At 43.3% G+C, this 18,046-nt stretch carries 13 protein-coding genes and 1 pseudogene; 8 read left to right on the top strand and 6 right to left on the bottom strand.

Annotated elements, in window-relative coordinates; all coding sequences use genetic code 11:
• Positions 1 to 437, top strand: a pseudogene (locus tag ACP45E_RS11840) (AsmA family protein); the annotation flags it as partial.
• A 46-nt stretch (positions 438 to 483) separates the two neighbouring features.
• On the opposite strand, the gene ACP45E_RS11835 reads toward ACP45E_RS11840, so the two are convergent.
• The 3 genes from ACP45E_RS11835 to ACP45E_RS11825 all read right to left on the bottom strand — a co-directional run bounded on the left by ACP45E_RS11835 (position 484) and on the right by ACP45E_RS11825 (position 2,729).
• Entirely contained in the window at positions 484 to 1,401 is a 918-nt protein-coding gene (locus ACP45E_RS11835) for a bifunctional GNAT family N-acetyltransferase/hotdog fold thioesterase (RefSeq protein WP_017037152.1), read from the bottom strand.
• Positions 1,402 to 1,468: 67 nt separating this feature from the next.
• The gene (dtd, locus tag ACP45E_RS11830) at positions 1,469 to 1,903 is read right to left on the bottom strand and encodes a D-aminoacyl-tRNA deacylase (RefSeq protein WP_017037153.1); all 435 of its coding nucleotides are present in this window, start codon (positions 1,901 to 1,903) and stop codon (positions 1,469 to 1,471) included.
• Positions 1,857 to 2,729 carry a virulence factor BrkB family protein gene (locus ACP45E_RS11825; protein WP_240492227.1) on the bottom strand — a complete coding sequence of 291 codons (873 nt, stop codon included), beginning with the start codon at positions 2,727 to 2,729 and terminating at the stop codon, positions 1,857 to 1,859. Before ACP45E_RS11825 ends, dtd begins: the two co-directional genes overlap by 47 nt.
• Before the next feature lie 363 nt (positions 2,730 to 3,092).
• Here ACP45E_RS11825 and ACP45E_RS11820 point away from each other — a divergent pair, with 363 nt between their 5' ends.
• Positions 3,093 to 3,734 (top strand): DUF2959 domain-containing protein, encoded by a 642-nt coding sequence (locus ACP45E_RS11820; RefSeq protein ID WP_017037154.1) that lies wholly within the window; start codon positions 3,093 to 3,095, stop codon positions 3,732 to 3,734.
• Here ACP45E_RS11820 and ACP45E_RS11815 read toward each other — a convergent pair.
• On the bottom strand, positions 3,721 to 4,275 hold the full coding sequence (locus tag ACP45E_RS11815) for an AAA family ATPase (RefSeq protein WP_017037155.1): 555 nt from the start codon (positions 4,273 to 4,275) through the stop codon (positions 3,721 to 3,723). The two genes, ACP45E_RS11820 and ACP45E_RS11815, sit on opposite strands and share 14 nt — an antisense overlap.
• Positions 4,276 to 4,368: 93 nt before the next feature.
• Positions 4,369 to 6,201: a translational GTPase TypA gene (gene typA / locus ACP45E_RS11810; protein WP_017036271.1), complete on the bottom strand. Its 1,833-nt coding sequence runs from the start codon at positions 6,199 to 6,201 to the stop codon at positions 4,369 to 4,371.
• 536 nt (positions 6,202 to 6,737) lie between these two features.
• On the opposite strand from typA, the gene glnA reads away from it, so the two are divergent.
• The 6 genes from glnA (at position 6,738) to add (ending at position 15,282) form a co-directional block, all read left to right on the top strand.
• Positions 6,738 to 8,147: a glutamate--ammonia ligase gene (gene glnA, locus ACP45E_RS11805; protein ID WP_017037156.1), complete on the top strand. Its 1,410-nt coding sequence runs from the start codon at positions 6,738 to 6,740 to the stop codon at positions 8,145 to 8,147.
• A gap of 197 nt (positions 8,148 to 8,344) precedes the next feature.
• Complete coding sequence (locus tag ACP45E_RS11800; protein WP_017037157.1) at positions 8,345 to 8,887, top strand: DUF4124 domain-containing protein; 543 nt, start codon at positions 8,345 to 8,347, stop codon at positions 8,885 to 8,887.
• Positions 8,888 to 9,018: 131 nt separating this feature from the next.
• Entirely contained in the window at positions 9,019 to 10,071 is a 1,053-nt protein-coding gene (gene glnL / locus ACP45E_RS11795) for a nitrogen regulation protein NR(II) (protein ID WP_017037158.1), read from the top strand.
• Between the two features lie 43 nt (positions 10,072 to 10,114).
• A complete protein-coding gene (gene glnG / locus ACP45E_RS11790) occupies positions 10,115 to 11,518 on the top strand; it encodes a nitrogen regulation protein NR(I) (protein WP_017037159.1) in 1,404 nt (467 codons plus the stop codon).
• A 123-nt stretch (positions 11,519 to 11,641) separates the two neighbouring features.
• Positions 11,642 to 14,176 (top strand): EAL domain-containing protein, encoded by a 2,535-nt coding sequence (locus ACP45E_RS11785; protein WP_017037160.1) that lies wholly within the window; start codon positions 11,642 to 11,644, stop codon positions 14,174 to 14,176.
• Between the two features lie 104 nt (positions 14,177 to 14,280).
• The gene (add, locus tag ACP45E_RS11780; RefSeq protein ID WP_017036265.1) at positions 14,281 to 15,282 is read left to right on the top strand and encodes an adenosine deaminase; all 1,002 of its coding nucleotides are present in this window, start codon (positions 14,281 to 14,283) and stop codon (positions 15,280 to 15,282) included.
• Between the two features lie 206 nt (positions 15,283 to 15,488).
• Here add and ACP45E_RS11775 read toward each other — a convergent pair whose 3' ends face one another.
• Positions 15,489 to 17,621: a GGDEF domain-containing protein gene (locus tag ACP45E_RS11775; protein WP_017036264.1), complete on the bottom strand. Its 2,133-nt coding sequence runs from the start codon at positions 17,619 to 17,621 to the stop codon at positions 15,489 to 15,491.
• Positions 17,622 to 18,046: the final 425 nt, after the last annotated feature.

Genomic DNA, 18,046 nt, shown 5'->3' with positions numbered 1-18,046 from the left:
CACTCAAGCTATTGAATAAAATCGTCCCTTTACCTATTGATCTCGATGGTCAAGTTGAACTCGAACTGAATAGCCATGGGCTATCGGGGAACCGTGATATGTTTGAGCACTCGTTGACCGGCACGCTTAAAACCAGTGTTCGTGAGGGCGTCTTAATGTTTACGTCTACACCCACCAACCCTGATAACGGCGCAAAAAATCAAACCCTTATTCAACCATTTACCGTGAGCAATCTTTGGGTTCAAGCGGATAGGGGAAGAGTGTCGATTAGCGAGACAGAAATTAAAGGCACGGATATGACGGGGATGATACAAGGCAACATTGATTTAGTGAAACCGACACTGGGAAATATCGGGCTTTCGATTGAACAAGCTTGCCAACAACTGAATGTTGACCTGCTCAACGGCACTGTGACATCCGATCACCAGTGCCCTTAAGCCAACAGTGTCCTTAAGCCAACAGCGCCCTCAAACCGATAACGAATTACACCGATAGTTCTGATTTATAATTCGGCATTAACATGTAGGTGCCAATGAATTCCACCGCGGCTTTATCTCCGCTATAAATCGTCACATTGATGACAATTCTTGCTTTTCGTCCAGAAGCGAGTCTATCCAAGTCGCCACTGATGCCGTCTAGAGATGTGCTAGCAACCGGATTGAATTCAACCGGATGGCGATAACGAATTCGGCTGTCTGCGAGAACAATATCCCCCTGTAATCCGCGCTCTTTGAGTAGTAACCACGTCATACCCCATCCCGTTAAGGTGGCCAAGGTAAATGCAGAACCGGCGAACATGGTGTTATGTGGATTTAGGTTCGGGTTAAGCTGAGCACTGCACTCAAATTGATACCCTGTGTATTGATTGATTTTGATGCCCATTTTGTCGCTGATCGGGATCTGATTTTCCCAACGGTCTTGCAGCTCAGCGCACCATTCTGGTTTTCTTAGAACATTAGCCATGGGATCGAGCGGTTTGACCATTTGCTGATGACGCATTGGGCCACGTTGATCGCTCAACTCACCACGGCGTTCGAAATGGTTCTTCTCATAAAATGCGATGGCGTCTTCTCGCGCATTACACACGAGTCGCTTCACCCCTTCCTGGCGCGCTAACGACTCCAGAGCCACCAACAACAACGAACCCATACCCTTGCTGCGACGATTGCTTTTCACCGCCATATAGCGCACTTGGCCTTCGTCATCAGGGGTGATATGAAGGCGTCCAATCGCCATGGGTCTACCTCTACCATCAACAATCATACGGTGATGGCTAGTCGAATCATATTCATCACGCTCAGAACCGAGTGGCATTTGCCACGGCTCACGCAACATCTGCCAGCGAAAGTGATAATACTTATTAAGCTGGTTATCTGTTTGGGGGGTAATCAGTTTGAACATTAAATGCTTCCTAGCCTGTCTGTTTGTGCTTGTTGTTCGTCCTTGTATCGGTATCAGTAATTAATCACTATACCTGTAACCAAAACGTCACCGGACCATCATTCACCAATGACAATTTCATGTCGGCAGCAAATTGGCCACGTTCTGTTGGCAATACCGTTGCGCACGTATCTGAAAAATAGTCGTATAAACGCTCAGCATCACTTGGGTGAGCGCCTCGAGAAAAGCCAGCCCTTGTGCCTTTTTTGGTATCGGCAGGCAACGTAAACTGAGAAACCACCAGCACTTTACCTCCGACCTGCTGAACGTTGAGGTTCATTTTTCCTTCGTCGTCACCAAAGACTCGATAGGTCGTGACTCGTTCCACCAGGCGTTTCGCCTTCGCTTCATCATCGTCTTTCTCAACACCCAATAACACCAGCAGGCCGTGGTCGATTTCTCCAACGACTTCACCGTCAACTTTGACGGCCGCCTCGCTTACTCTCTGAATCAGCGCAATCACTCTTATTATCCTCTTCGCTCTCTTCCATTTTAGCGCTTGATTGTAGCACTTCTGAGGTACCAGACCACAGGGCTTGTTCACCCAAAGCAGCCGTTATTTCCGCCCCAATCAAGACAATCAACCAGCACAAATACACCCAAACAAAGAGAATCGGAATCGCCGCTAATGCGCCGTAAATCAATTGATAAGAAGGAAAGTGAGTGATGTAAGCAGCAAATCCCTTCTTGCTCAGTTCAAACAGTATAGCAGCGGTTATCGCACCCACCATGGCGTCCGTCAAACGCACTTTTTTATTAGGGACAAGCAGATACAAAACAATAAAAGCAAAGAATGACAATAAAAACGGTAGCCATCGCAGCAGCATATTGTAGATACCACTGATGGCTTCACTATCAATGATCTTTAGAGAGGTGATGTACGAGGTCGCAGCAATACTTGTTCCTACTAAAATGGGCCCGAGAGTTAAGACCATCCAATACATCGAAAATGAAAACACCGGACGGCGCTTTTCTGTTACTCGCCAGATAAAATTCAAGTTCTTATCAATGTTTGAAATCAGCATCAGCGCTGCGACAAACAAAAATGCACCACCAACCGCAGTCATCTTTCCGGTGTTAGCAATAAACTCCACCAATGCTCCCTTAACTGCATCACCTGCAGCCGGGACAAAATGAGTAATAACAAAATCTTGTATGACATCACCCGAGCTTGAAAACAGGGAGAAAGAAGATAACACGGAAAGCAATACGGTCAGCATTGGTACAATAGACAGGAGGGTAATGTAAGTCAGGTATCCAGCATTTACATTGATTCTATCGTGGTTCATTCGCACTAGCAGGTAGCGAAGGAAATTCAGAAAGTTATGTCCTATTGCTTTTAAATCCACGACATCTGTCCTTAGTACACCGGGTTAAACAGTAGTTAGGCCATTTGTCATCGCGATCATCGTTCTCTTTACGACTGAAAAAGATCGGATACACATCAAAGTCATACCTGATTTTTCGACGGCTTACTGTGTTTTTTTTACAGTACTTAATGTTACAGGCTTTTTTATTACCGAGCGACAAATAGATTTTCATCTCAAAATATGACCTTTATTCTTACACATAGTTCGACAAGATCAGACTACTGGCTTTATTTTCTTAAGTGGGGTACAACTCTTAGACTTACCATTAAAAAGGAAATTTGGATGCCTTATTTAATTATTCTATTGGTTTCAGTCTTCACGTTAAGTGGCTGCCAGTCCACCTATTATTCTGCGATGGAGCAAGTGGGCTACCACAAACGTGACATAATGGTTGAACGTGTTGAAGACGCAAAAGAAGCCCAGCAGGAAGCTCAGCAAGAGTTCACTAGCGCACTTGAAGCTATTTCCGCTTTCACTCAATTTGATGGAGGTGAATTAGAAAAGGTGTACAACGAAATTAATGACAAGTATCAAGACAGTGAGAACGCTGCACAGGACGTCTCTGACCGCATCGCAGCAATAGAAGATGTCTCTGATGCTCTGTTTGATGAGTGGCAGCAAGAACTTGACCTATATACCAGCGATAAACTTCGCCGTTCGAGCCAACAAAAACTCCGTGAAACGAAAACATCTTACAACAGCATGCTGTCTGCGATGAAGCAAGCTGAGAAGAAAATGACGCCAGTACTCAATACACTCAGAGACAATACGCTGTATTTAAAGCATAACCTTAATGCAAGCGCAGTCGGCTCACTTCAGGGGGAGTTTATGAGTTTAGAAAAAGATATTGGGTACGCAATTCAACAGATGAACGCCGCTATTGAAGAATCTGATCGATTTCTTAATCAACTTAATCTGCAGTAAGAACAACTTTTAGGGCTGTTTTTACTTGATTTTCAATAAATTCAGCTCTATCACGGATCTCTCCCCAAGGTACCTGGATCACGTCAAAGCCCAATTCTAAATAGGTACTCAATAACTGTTCATGTATCTCTACCGCCTCTTCAAAAGGGTGCGGTCTTACGGCGTCTTGAGCGTAGATCGACCACTCTGGCTGACAAAGAAATGCAATAGGCTGATAACCGTCACATCCTGTCATGTACCGCTGCTCAATGGGTAACTTGCCTTGCTTCAGATACGCGCAAATATCCGGAATAGCTCTGTCCATAAATGCGATGCGTCGACTTTTCTGCGCCGCTTGCTTTTGCTCGGTCATCAACGCCAAACACAGCTCAGCAAAAGCGCTAAGATTCGTCCACGGTAAAATACCGTTATCGGAACAACTCTGCTGCTCGATTAACGTCCGTGAAGCTTCTGTCGTTGTGCAGTAGCCCATACTCGCTAAACACTCAATGATACTCGTCTTGCCCGCCCCTGGGCCTCCAGAAATAATAAAAGGCTTCATCGGTCTTTGTATTCCATTTCGACTCATCTCACAGAGACAAAAAAGGGTGAGAAGATAACTTCTCACCCTTTTGATATATCGCTAATTCAGTGATTACGCTTTTGCAGGACGCGCCGCACGTTTACGTTCGTTTTCAGTAAGAAGTTTCTTACGAATACGAATGTTTTCAGGCGTTACTTCTACCAGTTCATCTTCATCGATAAACTCAAGCGCTTGCTCTAGTGTGTGCTTAATCGGTGGAGAAAGAACCTGTGCTTCATCGGTACCTGATGCACGTACGTTGGTTAGCTGCTTACCTTTCAGACAGTTTACAGTTAAGTCATTTGAACGGTTGTGAATACCGATGATTTGACCTTCGTAAACTTCATCCGCGTGCTCTGCAAATAGACGACCACGAGCTTGAAGGAAGAACAGTGCGTAAGTCAACGCTTTACCAGTTGCGTTCGATACTAGAACACCGTTATTACGCTGACCAATCACACCACCTTTGTGTGGACCGTAGTGATCGTATGAGTGGTAAATAAGACCAGAACCAGACGTCATTGTTAGGAATTCAGTTTGGAAACCGATAAGACCACGAGAAGGCATCATGAAGTCCATACGTACACGGCCTTTGCCATCAGGAGCCATATCAGTTAGCTCACCTTTACGTAGACCAATGCTTTCCATGATCGCGCCTTGGTGCTCTTCAAGAACATCGATGGTCACCGTTTCAAACGGTTCCATTAGCTGGCCATTTTCTTCACGAATGATAACTTCTGGACGAGATACGGCTAGCTCGAAACCTTCACGACGCATGTTTTCAATCAGGATAGATAGGTGAAGCTCACCACGGCCTGATACGCGGAAACGGTCTGGGCTGTCTGTTTCTTCAACGCGAAGTGCAACGTTATGAACTAATTCTTTCTCAAGACGCTCAAGGATATTACGTGAAGTAACATACTTACCTTCTTTACCCGCGAATGGCGAAGTGTTTACTTGGAAAGTCATGGTCACTGTTGGCTCATCAACAGACAATGCTTCCATCGCTTCAACATTGTTCACATCACAAATTGTGTCTGAGATTTTAAGCTCGCCAAGACCTGTGATTGCAATGATATCGCCCGCATTGGCTTGTTCTACTTCGTGACGGTCAAGACCTAGGTAACCTAGAACCGTACCGACTTTACCGTTACGTTTTTGGCCTTCAGCATTCACGATGGTGACTTGCTGGTTTGGCTTAACGCTACCGCGCGTGACACGACAAACACCGATAACGCCGACGTAAGAGCTGTAATCAAGTTGAGATACTTGCATTTGTAGTGGGCCTTCAAGATCAACTTGAGGCGCTTCTACTGTGTCTACAACCGCTTGGAACAATGGTTCCATGTCTTCGCCAACAACACCTTCTTCCATTGTTGCCCAGCCATTAAGTGCTGATGCGTACACAGTGGTGAAATCTAGCTGTTCATCGGTTGCACCTAGGTTATCAAATAGGTCAAAGATTTGATCCATAACCCAGTCAGGACGAGCGCCTGGGCGGTCAATCTTGTTAATAACCACGATTGGCTTAAGACCGTGTGCGAATGCTTTTTGTGTGACGAAACGAGTTTGAGGCATTGGGCCATCAACCGCGTCAACAATCAGTAGAACGGAATCTACCATCGACATAATACGCTCAACTTCGCCACCGAAGTCCGCGTGTCCAGGAGTATCTACGATGTTGATGCGGTAGTCATTCCAGTTAATTGCTGTGTTCTTAGCAAGAATGGTAATGCCACGCTCTTTTTCGATGTCGTTCGAGTCCATGACTCGCTCTTCAGCTTCACCGCGAGACTCTAGCGTACCTGACTGCTGTAGCAATTTATCAACCAGTGTTGTTTTGCCGTGGTCAACGTGCGCGATGATCGCGATATTTCTTAACTTATCAATCTGTGGAGTAGCCATGGAATATGATTCACTTATAAAAGAAGCAACCCTCTTAAATCGTATATTTAATGAGCATTGCTTTATTTGATTAAAAAAACGTCCGTAATGTACCAGATTCTGGAGAAAATCCTAGAAATATGTGATCTATCTCAGCGATTTATTCTTCTTTAATACTAGATGACGAGTTGATTTGGGACAAACTCAACTCAGGTATCCATTATTGTCATTGACATATCAGGCAATTATTGGCTGAATAACCTCTGTTGTTTGATTCATATTGGTGCATGAACTTTATCTTGCACCAAATAAGTGCCGTCACGGATCATTTTGGTGCAATTTTTTTATTGCCCACCAACAAAAATCACATAATGCATTGAAATTAATGGATTAATTTTTTTGGCACGATTATCGCTTTATAGAAAATAGCATCGGTTAATACAATTGAAATGAAATTAATCAATGCTGGGTTTCTTACTTTTATATCGGTTTTTACTGACATAAAAGAACAACGAATCGAGCTAATACCGCTTTAATAACACTGGAGGTTATCCAAGATGTCAGTAGAAAATGTCCTATCGCTGATCCAAGAAAACGAAGTTAAGTTTGTTGATTTACGCTTTACCGATACAAAAGGTAAAGAGCAGCATATTTCCTTACCTTCTCACCAAGTTGATGCAGACTTCTTTGAAGAAGGCAAGATGTTCGACGGTTCTTCAGTTGCTGGTTGGAAAGGTATCAACGAATCAGACATGGTCATGATGCCTGACGCATCAAGTGCTGTTCTTGACCCATTCACAGAAGATTCAACACTGAATATTCGTTGTGATATTTTAGAGCCTGCAACAATGCAAGGCTACGATCGTGACCCACGTTCAATCGCTAAGCGCTCTGAAGAGTACTTGCGCTCAACAGGCATCGCAGACACCGTTCTTGTCGGTCCTGAACCAGAATTCTTCTTATTTGATGATGTAAAATTCAACACTGACATGTCAGGGTCTTTCTTCAAGATTGACGACATCGAAGCAGCTTGGAACACAGGTTCTGATATCGAAGGTGGTAACAAAGGTCACCGTCCTGGTGTGAAAGGGGGTTACTTCCCTGTTGCTCCTGTTGATTCATCTCAAGACATCCGTTCTGCTATGTGTCTAATCATGGAAGAGATGGGCCTTGTTGTTGAAGCGCACCACCATGAAGTTGCAACAGCGGGTCAAAACGAAATCGCAACTCGATTCAACACGCTGACAGCAAAAGCCGATGAGACTCAAATCTACAAGTACGTTGTGCACAACGTAGCACATGCGTTTGGCAAAACAGCAACGTTTATGCCTAAGCCATTAGTTGGTGATAACGGTTCTGGTATGCACGTACACCAATCTTTAGCAAAAGACGGTGTGAACCTGTTTGCTGGTGATAAGTACGGCGGCCTTTCTGACCTAGCCATTTACTACATTGGCGGTATCATCAAACACGCTCGTGCAATCAACGCATTTGCTAACCCATCAACTAACTCGTACAAGCGTCTTGTACCTGGCTTCGAAGCACCTGTAATGCTTGCATACTCTGCACGTAACCGTTCTGCTTCTATCCGTATCCCAGTGGTACCAAGCCCGAAAGCACGCCGTATCGAGCTACGTTTTGGTGACCCAGCAGCGAACCCTTACCTATGTTACTCAGCAATGCTGATGGCAGGTCTTGACGGAATCAAGAACAAGATCCACCCTGGCGAAGCAATGGACAAAGATTTGTACGACTTACCAGCAGAAGAAGCAGCAGAAATCCCAACGGTTGCAGAATCTCTAGAAGTCGCACTAAAAGCGCTTGATAGCGATCGTGAATTCCTGACGGCTGGTGGTGTATTCTCTGATGACTTTATCGATTCTTACATCGAACTTAAGTCTAAAGATGTTGAGCTGATTAACATGACAACTCACCCACTAGAGTTTGAACTTTACTACTCAGTATAACCTCAATTCGACATTCACACCGTCGTGTGTAATTCGTGATTGAAGTTACTATTTTATTAGGCTCACCTCTCAGGTGAGCCTTTTGTTTATTTGCCCCTTCGTCCTTCAGCTGTATCCTACTCTCTGACTGCCTCCCAAAGCACTTCCAACGAAAAAAGCCCATTCAATCAGTGGATTATGTGAAGGAAAAATGAGTGATGAAGCCCTATATTCTGTTTTTTATAACACTGCTTTTTCCTGTGTTCAGCTACACGCAAACCATCTACACATGGGAGGATGACCAAGGTGTTCTTCACTTAAGCGATTCTACTAACGGAAAAAAAGGTGGGAAAACAGTAAAAACCATTACACTGCCCGATCACTTCGCAGAAGCACCCGCCCCTTCCTTTGAGTCTCTTCCCAACAACGATCGGCCTAGCGAAGAGAAAGGGAAAGCCACCACTAAACCTGAGCCATTATCGCTCTCTTTTCAATCGCCACAACACGACCAAACCATCCGTAGTAATCAAGGCCATATCAACATCACAGCAAACTCGAATCGCAAGTTGTTAGTGGGTGAACATTTTCAACTGATCTTAAACAACGCCACTTATTCTGCCCCAAATACAACGGGAAAATGGCAGCTAAAAAACATCGATCGAGGCTCTCATACTATTTCAATTCAAGCCTTTAGAGACGGCAAGCTTATTGCATCATCTATGTCTATAACGGTGCATTTACATCGAGCCTCAGTAAAATAGTGATAAACACACAGCCATACGGCCTAACACACACTAATTTGGGTTTCTCTTTCTGATGCTATGCGCCATACTGGAATAGCCATGCACCATATTGGTGCGATGGTGATTTTCAGAGCAACAAGGATGATCCTGTGAGCGCAGAATTAAGCACCGCCATTTTAGATAATGTTGTAACAGCGACGTTGATGCTGGATGAATCTCTCATTGTGAGATATGCCAACCCTTCAGCGGAACAACTGTTTACGCAAAGTGCCAAACGCATCGTCGATCAACCTCTATCTAAACTCATTCAGCACGCCTCTTTAGATTTAGCCCTACTATCTCAACCGTTACAGAGTGGCCAAAGCATCACCGATAGCGATGTGACATTTGTTGTCGACGGTAAACCGCTAATGCTTGAAGTTACGGTTAGCCCTCTGTCATGGAAAAAGGAGCTGATGCTATTGGTTGAAATGCGAAAAATTGGCCAACAACGTCGTTTATCGCAAGAGCTTAATCAACATGCACAACAGCAAGCCGCTAAGTTATTGGTTCGAGGCTTAGCCCACGAAATAAAAAACCCTCTGGGTGGCCTACGTGGTGCCGCACAACTGCTGGAGCGAATGCTGCCTGATCCCAACTTGACGGAATACACTCAAATTATTATTGAGCAAGCGGATCGACTCAGAGCCTTGGTTGATCGACTTCTTGGTCCACAAAAACCCGGTAAGAAACGACCTGAAAATTTGCACTCGATTATAGAAAAAGCCCGCCAATTGGTGGAACTTGAATCCCAATACACCATTGCGATTGAACGCGATTACGATCCAAGCTTACCTGACATATTGGTCGATTCAGACCAGATAGAGCAAGCCCTGCTTAATATTATCAGTAACGCTGCACAAATATTAACGGAGCACCAACAAGTGCACCCCACCATCACTATTCGCACCAGAACAGTGCACCAAGCGAATATTCATGGCCAAAGACACAAACTTTCCGCTCGAATTGAAATCATAGATAACGGGCCGGGTATTTCACCCGAATTACTCGACACTTTATTTTATCCAATGATCACCGGTCGGGAAGGAGGAACGGGCTTAGGCCTTTCGATATCTCAAAATTTAATCGATCAGCACAACGGGAAAATTGACGTTGAAAGCTGGCCAGGTAAAACCACATTTACCATTTATTTACCCATATAACTTTTAAATGCTTGCAACGGAATGTCTATGAGGAATACGCACTATGAGTAAAGGATACGTTTGGGTTGTCGATGACGATAGCTCCATTCGCTGGGTGATGGAAAAAACACTCTCATCAGCCAACATAAAATGCGAAACATTTTCCGATGCAGAAAGTGTCTTACTTGCCCTAGAGCGAGAAACGCCGGATGTCCTTGTCTCTGATATTCGCATGCCAGGCATTGATGGCATCCAACTACTGGAACAAATTCACACTCGCTCACCAGAACTTCCTGTGATCATAATGACGGCTCACTCCGATCTTGATGCCGCCGTGAACGCTTATCAAAAAGGGGCGTTCGAGTACCTTCCCAAACCTTTCGACGTCGACGAAACACTCACGTTGGTTGAGCGAGCCATTGCTCACAATCAAGAGCAGCGTAAATCACAAAGTACTGAAGAAACCTCGTCGAGTGAAACGCCTGAAATCATTGGGGAAGCCCCTGCAATGCAAGAGGTGTTTCGCGCAATTGGTCGATTATCTCGCTCCTCCATCTCAGTTCTCATTAACGGAGAGTCAGGGACAGGTAAAGAGTTGGTTGCTCACGCTCTGCATCGACATAGCCCTAGAGCAAAAAAGCCCTTTATTGCATTAAACATGGCCGCGATTCCCAAAGACTTAATTGAATCTGAGCTATTTGGCCATGAAAAAGGCGCATTTACCGGAGCAAATAGTGTTAGGCAAGGTCGCTTTGAGCAAGCCAATGGAGGGACGCTATTTTTAGATGAAATCGGCGACATGCCACTCGATATTCAAACTCGACTTCTACGAGTATTGTCTGATGGGCAGTTTTATCGTGTCGGTGGGCATTCTGCCATTAAAGTGGATGTGCGAATTGTTGCTGCTACCCATCAAAACCTTGAAAGCCTGGTACATAAAGGGGAGTTTCGTGAAGATTTATTCCACCGTCTTAATGTCATTCGCATCCACATTCCAGCACTAAGAGAAAGACGACAAGACATCGAAAAACTGACCCTACACTTTTTGTCTTTGGCAGCCGATGAGTTAGAGGTTGACATGAAGACCCTCCATCCCAAAACGGTAGACGTGCTTAATCACCTTGATTGGCCGGGAAATGTCCGGCAGCTTGAAAATATTTGTCGCTGGTTAACCGTCATGGCCAGTGGCAATGAGATTCTTCCTAACGATCTTCCAGGCGAATTGATCGATGAAAAGCCATCACTCACCCTCGGTGAAGGCGACAACTGGCAAGGGTTACTTTCTTCCTGGGCCAAGAAAGCTCTGTCATCCGGTGAAACGGAACTGCTTTCATTCGCACAGCCAGAATTTGAACGAATTTTACTAGAGGCTGCACTTAATCATACCAATGGACACAAACAAGATGCTGCTAAGGTTCTAGGTTGGGGAAGAAATACACTGACGAGGAAGCTAAAAGAGCTATACTGATTGAATATATGGAAATTAAACGCGTTGATGAGACACCGACTAGTGTTGGTTTGTTCTTTGTGTGCCTCATTTTCACTCTTTTGAAGCAAATCAACGCGTAAATCAGATATTCGATGGAAGTTAATGACTCAAATAACACTAAGAACAGCGGTTGTTTTGCCTTTTATCCTCATCTTCTTGTTGACCATGGGCTGTATTATTGCGGTGCAAAAATACAGCTATGAAGAGATGGTTAACGAGGTTACGGATAAACACCTGACAGCGCTGACCACGAATGTAGTTCAAAAGCTTGATCACTATCTTGAAGAATCCTTTCAAGCCAATTTGTCCATCAGCTACAACATCGGGCAAAATAAGCTCTACCAAATGGGTAACCTTGAACTGATTGAAGACTATATCCGAAGTAGTTTTCACTCTCTTTATAAGCCTATTTCCCAAATTGGCGTTATTGGTTTTGGTAGCGAAGCCAGTGAATATATTGGCTTCAGAAAAGAAGCGGATGACACCTACACATTAATGCTTCAAGACAATCGTTCAAATGATAATCTGGTCATCTACCAAGGTGATACGATAAGCCATAACACCAGAGCTGTGATTGAAAACTACGATCCTAGAATCCGCCCGTGGTACACACCAGTATCGAGTCATTTAAAGCCCGTATGGTCTTCAATCTATACCGATGCCGATGAAAGACAAACGATAACCATCTCAGCACTGGCCCCCGTTATAGACAATGACGAGTTTTTGGGCGTTATTGCGACAGACATTAAACTCCATACTTTCAATGCGTTTTTAGCCGAACTTAAACAGCGTACCAAAGCAACCATTTATATCTTCGACAATGAACAGCAACTTATTGCTCACTCAAGTGATAACAGTGTTGTATCCTGGGGAACCCCCATCACAGACAAAGGCGATCGTTTACTCGCCATTGAAAGTGCCAATCCTATCATTCAGTCCATGGCTGAATTTATTCGACCACTCGCTTTCCCAATACAATCTCGATTATATAAATTCGATTCCATCATCTCCGGTGAACGCTACTTTAGCCAAGTCACCCCCTATACCGATCAACATGGGCTTGAATGGTATATCGGCGTTTCCATTTCAGAACCAGATTTGCTAGGAGAATTACCCAATAACCAACGCCTGAGTTGGAGTCTTGGTATCTTCGTCAGTGTTATCGGTATCGCTCTAGGTTTCATCGCGTTTAACAAAATTACTCAACCACTGACGGCTACCGCACGAGCAGCCAGTGATCTTGCTGATGGCAATTGGCATAGTACCTTGCCTAAGCCAGGCCAGATCTACGAAATTAACCTTCTTGTCAACGCATTCAACGAAATGACCGACAACCTAAAAGTCTCCTTTGATGCTTTGCGCAATCAGTTGTTGTATGACTCACTCACCAAACTATACAGTCGTGAGGGGTTGATTGATTGTTGCGATAAATTGCCAACTCTTAATGGTCACTTATTGATGATTGGGATAAATAAGTTTCGGAACATTAATGACAGTATTGGGCACAATCGAGCCGATGATCTACTCAAAGACATCTCACAACGTATCAAGCATGTTGCTAATAAGCGGGCATACCTTGCTCGTATTGGTGGTGATGAATTTGCGATTTACTTATCAGAGCAAATATCCGAGAGCGATATCAAACAGCTAGCGCTTCGGGTCCATCAAGCTTTTGCTTCACCGTTTATTATCGATGACCAAAATCTCATTATCAGTGTCTCTATTGGGATTGTCTCGGACAACGATAATCAGTCCTCTATGGGGAAATGGTTAAGAAATGGCAGTATCGCACTGAGCAACTCTAAACTCGAACCATCTAACATCAGCTACTACCGACCTGAAATGGCGGATATTTCTAAAAACAGAACAACAATGATGGCAAAAATAAAAACAGCGATTGAGAATAATGAATTCGTTGCCTTTTATCAGCCGATTATGGATCTCAACACAGGCGATGTGATTGGTGCTGAAGCTCTTGCCAGATGGATATCTCCTCAAGAAGGCCTGATCTCACCTCTGGACTTTATTCCTATCGCAGAAGAATATGGATTTATCTCCGAAATCGGTGAACAAATCCTGCGCCAAGCCTGTCGAGATACGATGCTCGGCGTAGAGCAAGGGAAATGGGGCGAAGATTTCCACATGCATGTCAACGTGTCGGCCAATCAACTTTCTCAGCAAGACTATATTGCCGGCTTAACCAAAATAATCGAAGATTCAGGCATTGATGCTCAATATCTTACCCTTGAAATCACCGAGTCTCGCATCGTTAGTGGTGATAAGTTAGTGTTAAATAACATGCAAGCCATTCAACAGTTGGGCTGTAAAATCGCTATTGATGATTTTGGAACGGGCTATAGCTCCCTCGCTTACTTACATGAGTTACCCTTTAACTGCATTAAAATCGACCGAACCTTCATTGATCAAATGAATATTGAGACTCTCGATAACTCTATTGTCTCAGCCATTATCAATATGACAAAAGGAATGAAGGTCAATATTGTCGCCGAAGGTATTGAAACCATTGAGCAGGTGCAGATGCTTAACTCCCTTCATTGCCCTCAAGGCCAAGGCTTTCTTTATAGCCGGCCTGTTCCTTTCACGGAGTGGCCAACACATTTAGTTAACATTAAATGACAAATAAGGGATTCAATGGTTTTACCCCACTTTTACTGCTGACAGTATAGTGATTGGTTTTTATACTTGGCATTGGCCTCCTAATAGCAATTGGAATGATTACAATGATTACAAAGAACATCCCTTTAACTGATCTACACCGTCATCTCGACGGCAATATTCGTACTCAGACCATATTAGACCTTGGGAAAAAGTTTGGCGTTTCTCTTCCTGCCTATGATATTGAAAGCCTAACGCCTCACGTACAGATCGTTGAAGCTGAACCATCACTGGTCGCTTTTCTATCAAAACTAGACTGGGGAGTTGCAGTATTGGGCGATCTTGACGCTTGTCGTCGTGTTGCTTACGAAAATGTTGAAGATGCCCTAAATGCACAAATTGATTACACTGAGCTGCGTTTTTCACCATACTACATGGCCATGAAACATAAACTACCTGTAGAGGGGGTCGTTGAAGCTGTCGTCGATGGTGTTAGAGCTGGCGTCCGTGATTTTGGTGTTCAAGCCAATATGATCGGTATTATGAGCCGCACATTTGGTATCGATGCCTGCCAGCAAGAACTTGATGCGATATTAACTCAAAAAGATCATATTGTTGCCGTCGACTTAGCTGGAGATGAACTGGGTCAACCCGGTGATCGCTTCATTAGTCATTTTAAACAAGTTCGTGATGCGGGCCTGAATGTCACTGTTCATGCAGGAGAAGCCGCAGGTGCAGAAAGCATGTGGCAAGCAATTCAAGAGCTTGGAGCGACTCGCATTGGACACGGCGTTAAAGCCATACATGATCCTAAATTAATGGATTACCTTGCAGAGCACCGCATTGGAATAGAGTCATGCTTAACATCTAACTTCCAAACAAGCACGGTAGAGTCTTTAACAAACCACCCAATTAAACAGTTCTTAGATCATGGCGTTTTGGCGTGTCTGAACACCGATGATCCGGCTGTAGAAGGTATTGAATTACCTTACGAATACGAAGTGGCTGCACCACAAGCAGGCCTAAACCAAGCTCAAATTAAACAGGCTCAACTTAATGGTTTGGATCTGGCATTTATCTCTGAACAAGAAAAACAAGCGCTGAAAGCTAAAGTCAATCAGCGTTAGAGTCGATTTAAAGCACTAAACAGCACAATACTAGAAATACCAAAAAGCCTCTTTTCCATCTCTCTTTCGAAAAACCATGTGAATCAGAGGCTTTTTAATTATGTAGGGTGACCAACCCTTATCAAAAGTGCAGGATCGCAACTCATCTATCCCCCCCACTCTTCTCTGCATTTATGAGTACTTAGAATAGAGCTATGAGTCATTTTTTACTTAATTATTTTACTCATACAGCAGTTCTTACCTTGCTCTTTAGCCTGATAAAGTGCGTCGTCAGCTTGTGCAAAGAAACCTTCTTGAACTTTTTCACAATTGGGGATAGTGGATACTAAACCAATAGACAACGTCACTGATTTATATTTCTCTTCCAAGATGTCACGAAAACATTTGCGTAATTTATCTACATGAGCAAACGCTGCATCCGGAGTAAAATCGACGAGCAGGATAGCAAATTCGTCACCGCCAAACCGAAAAACCGTTTCTGAAGGTCGATGGAAAAATATCTGTAAGTACTTTGACAATAACTGCAGAAGCTCATCACCGGCTTGATGACCATAAGTGTCATTCACCATTTTAAAACCATCTAAATCCATAACAGCTAAAGATAAGTAACCTTTAGATTGCCACTGAGCTTGCCATAGTTTGATCAATACCTCTTCATAAGCTCGCCGATTTTTAAGCATGGTCAACATATCTTGTTGCGCAATGTTGCTTAATTTTTTATTGGCGATTTCAAGCTCATGAGTTCGCTCTGCGATTCGTTTCTCTAATAAATTATTGGCTTCAATCAACGATTCTTGACTGCTTATGCGCATCACCATTTCACCGACATTATTAAAAAACAGCTGTAGCAGTTGTTTTCGTTGACTGGTTAATACTCGCTTATGCAACAAGTTATCAGCAAAGACACAAACGGTGTTCACATCATTAATACGAACTAAAATACACGCATTCCAACCTTTTCCTACCACCTTGCTGTCGTAATATAGAGGTGTGTCATCAAGCACAAATAGCTGGTTTGGTGTCTCTTGTGCCAGTAGGTTGAGTTCGCTTTCTGGCATAGCTAAAATAATATGCGATTCGTCCTGAATTTTGCCTTCGGCATCAACACCAAAAGTACCTTGTATCTGACTTATATCACCATCAGTAGGGAGGAAAATGCCAACCCTATCAATATCTAACTGTTCGACCGCGAATTGCACCGCATGACGGCATAGATCGTGTCTGTTTTCCGCCCGAGACATAAAAATCAATGCTTTACCTAGCATTCTTATCTGAGAATTATGACGAATTTCCACAAGAAAACGGGCGATAGTTTTACCAAAAATATTAAACGCTTCATTTAAATTTACATCGAATGGTTGTTTGCTCCAGAGATTGTCCATGGCAAACCAGCCTAATGCTTCTTGTTCATTTCGAAGCACCACCATACCATTCCAACCTATACCAATAGGTTGATCGATATAATAGAGCGTTACATCATTTTCTACATGAAGCACCTTTTCAGGATCGGTAAGTACCGCAGAGAAAGGTGATGATAAATGTGAAAATTTATACACATCTTGGCTTTCATCGCGATATTTTCCATCTGGGTCAATACCATACACACCACGGTATTCGTTTTCTTTTATATCAATAACAAACGCGCCAGCTCTGTCGATCCCTAACCGTTCATGCAAAATCTGAATGCTTTGTTGTAATAACTGATATTCATCACGACAAGCCGCCAGTTCAGCCAGAGCAGTAGCGACAATCTCCATCGCCTGATTTTTCCTTGTTTCACCCTTAAGCTGATTTAGTATGATGTTGTACTGCGTATCAATAAGATTCCGATCGTTTTGTGACGACATCTCTGATAGTCGTTGCTGCCAGATATTTTGCAGTATCAACGCAAACATTGGTAAATCTTGTGGCTCTTTTCGCCATTCACTGTCGGGATGATAAACAACAACCAGTGCGAAATGTCCTTGATTATCGAAACTTAACGTACAAATGTCGTAAGCGCGTTCCTTTTTTTGGCTCAACATCCTTTTTTGATTTAGCATACTTAAGGGCACGGTTAACATGCCTTTTTTCTTGTTAATTGAAGTGGCTAAATGGAAGAACGAATCGAGTTGTTCACCCAGTAGATCCTGGGTTAAGGTTTCACCGTCATAAGAAAAATTCAATTTATTATTCGATAAGTCACAAACCTGTACGCCCTCAACAGGCAAAGTTTGCTTTAAAAGAACGGATAAACTGCATGCCAGCTCATTGATGCTCTCATCCTGCTTGCCAAATTCTAATAACGACACCGCAGCATGATACAAAGCAGTAGTATGTAAAATAGAGGGTTCTGTCATTAGCGCACTATTGAATAATAAATATGTATGGGTTAATTATCATACATATTTATCAATATATCCAAAAACTAACCCTCATAACTTGATCGCTGCAATTAACATTCAATGCTGGTCAGGTATCACGTTGTCAGTGTCTTTATCTATTAGGTCTAAACTTGAGATATGAATAATCTATTAAAAACGGGCCTTTATACTTCATACCAAGATGAAGTCACTATTTAGGGAGACAACGTTTTAAAAAGGTAGATTTATACCAAAAACGCAAGGTGAGCCACTCTAAGGTAAGTATTAGGTGTGGAATGAATAAGACTCTGAAAATCGTGCTTCACGAAAACTCCTTTAAGAGCCTTTATTAGATCACGTAATTAATGGGGTTGGGATTAGTGGAATTGGCATTACTTTAAACGTAAAAAAGCCCAAGTCTT

Origin of the sequence: Vibrio genomosp. F10 str. 9ZD137 (assembly GCF_049974785.1) — a bacterium.
Classification (GTDB): domain Bacteria; phylum Pseudomonadota; class Gammaproteobacteria; order Enterobacterales; family Vibrionaceae; genus Vibrio.
This window is presented reverse-complemented; position numbering and strand designations above follow the sequence as displayed.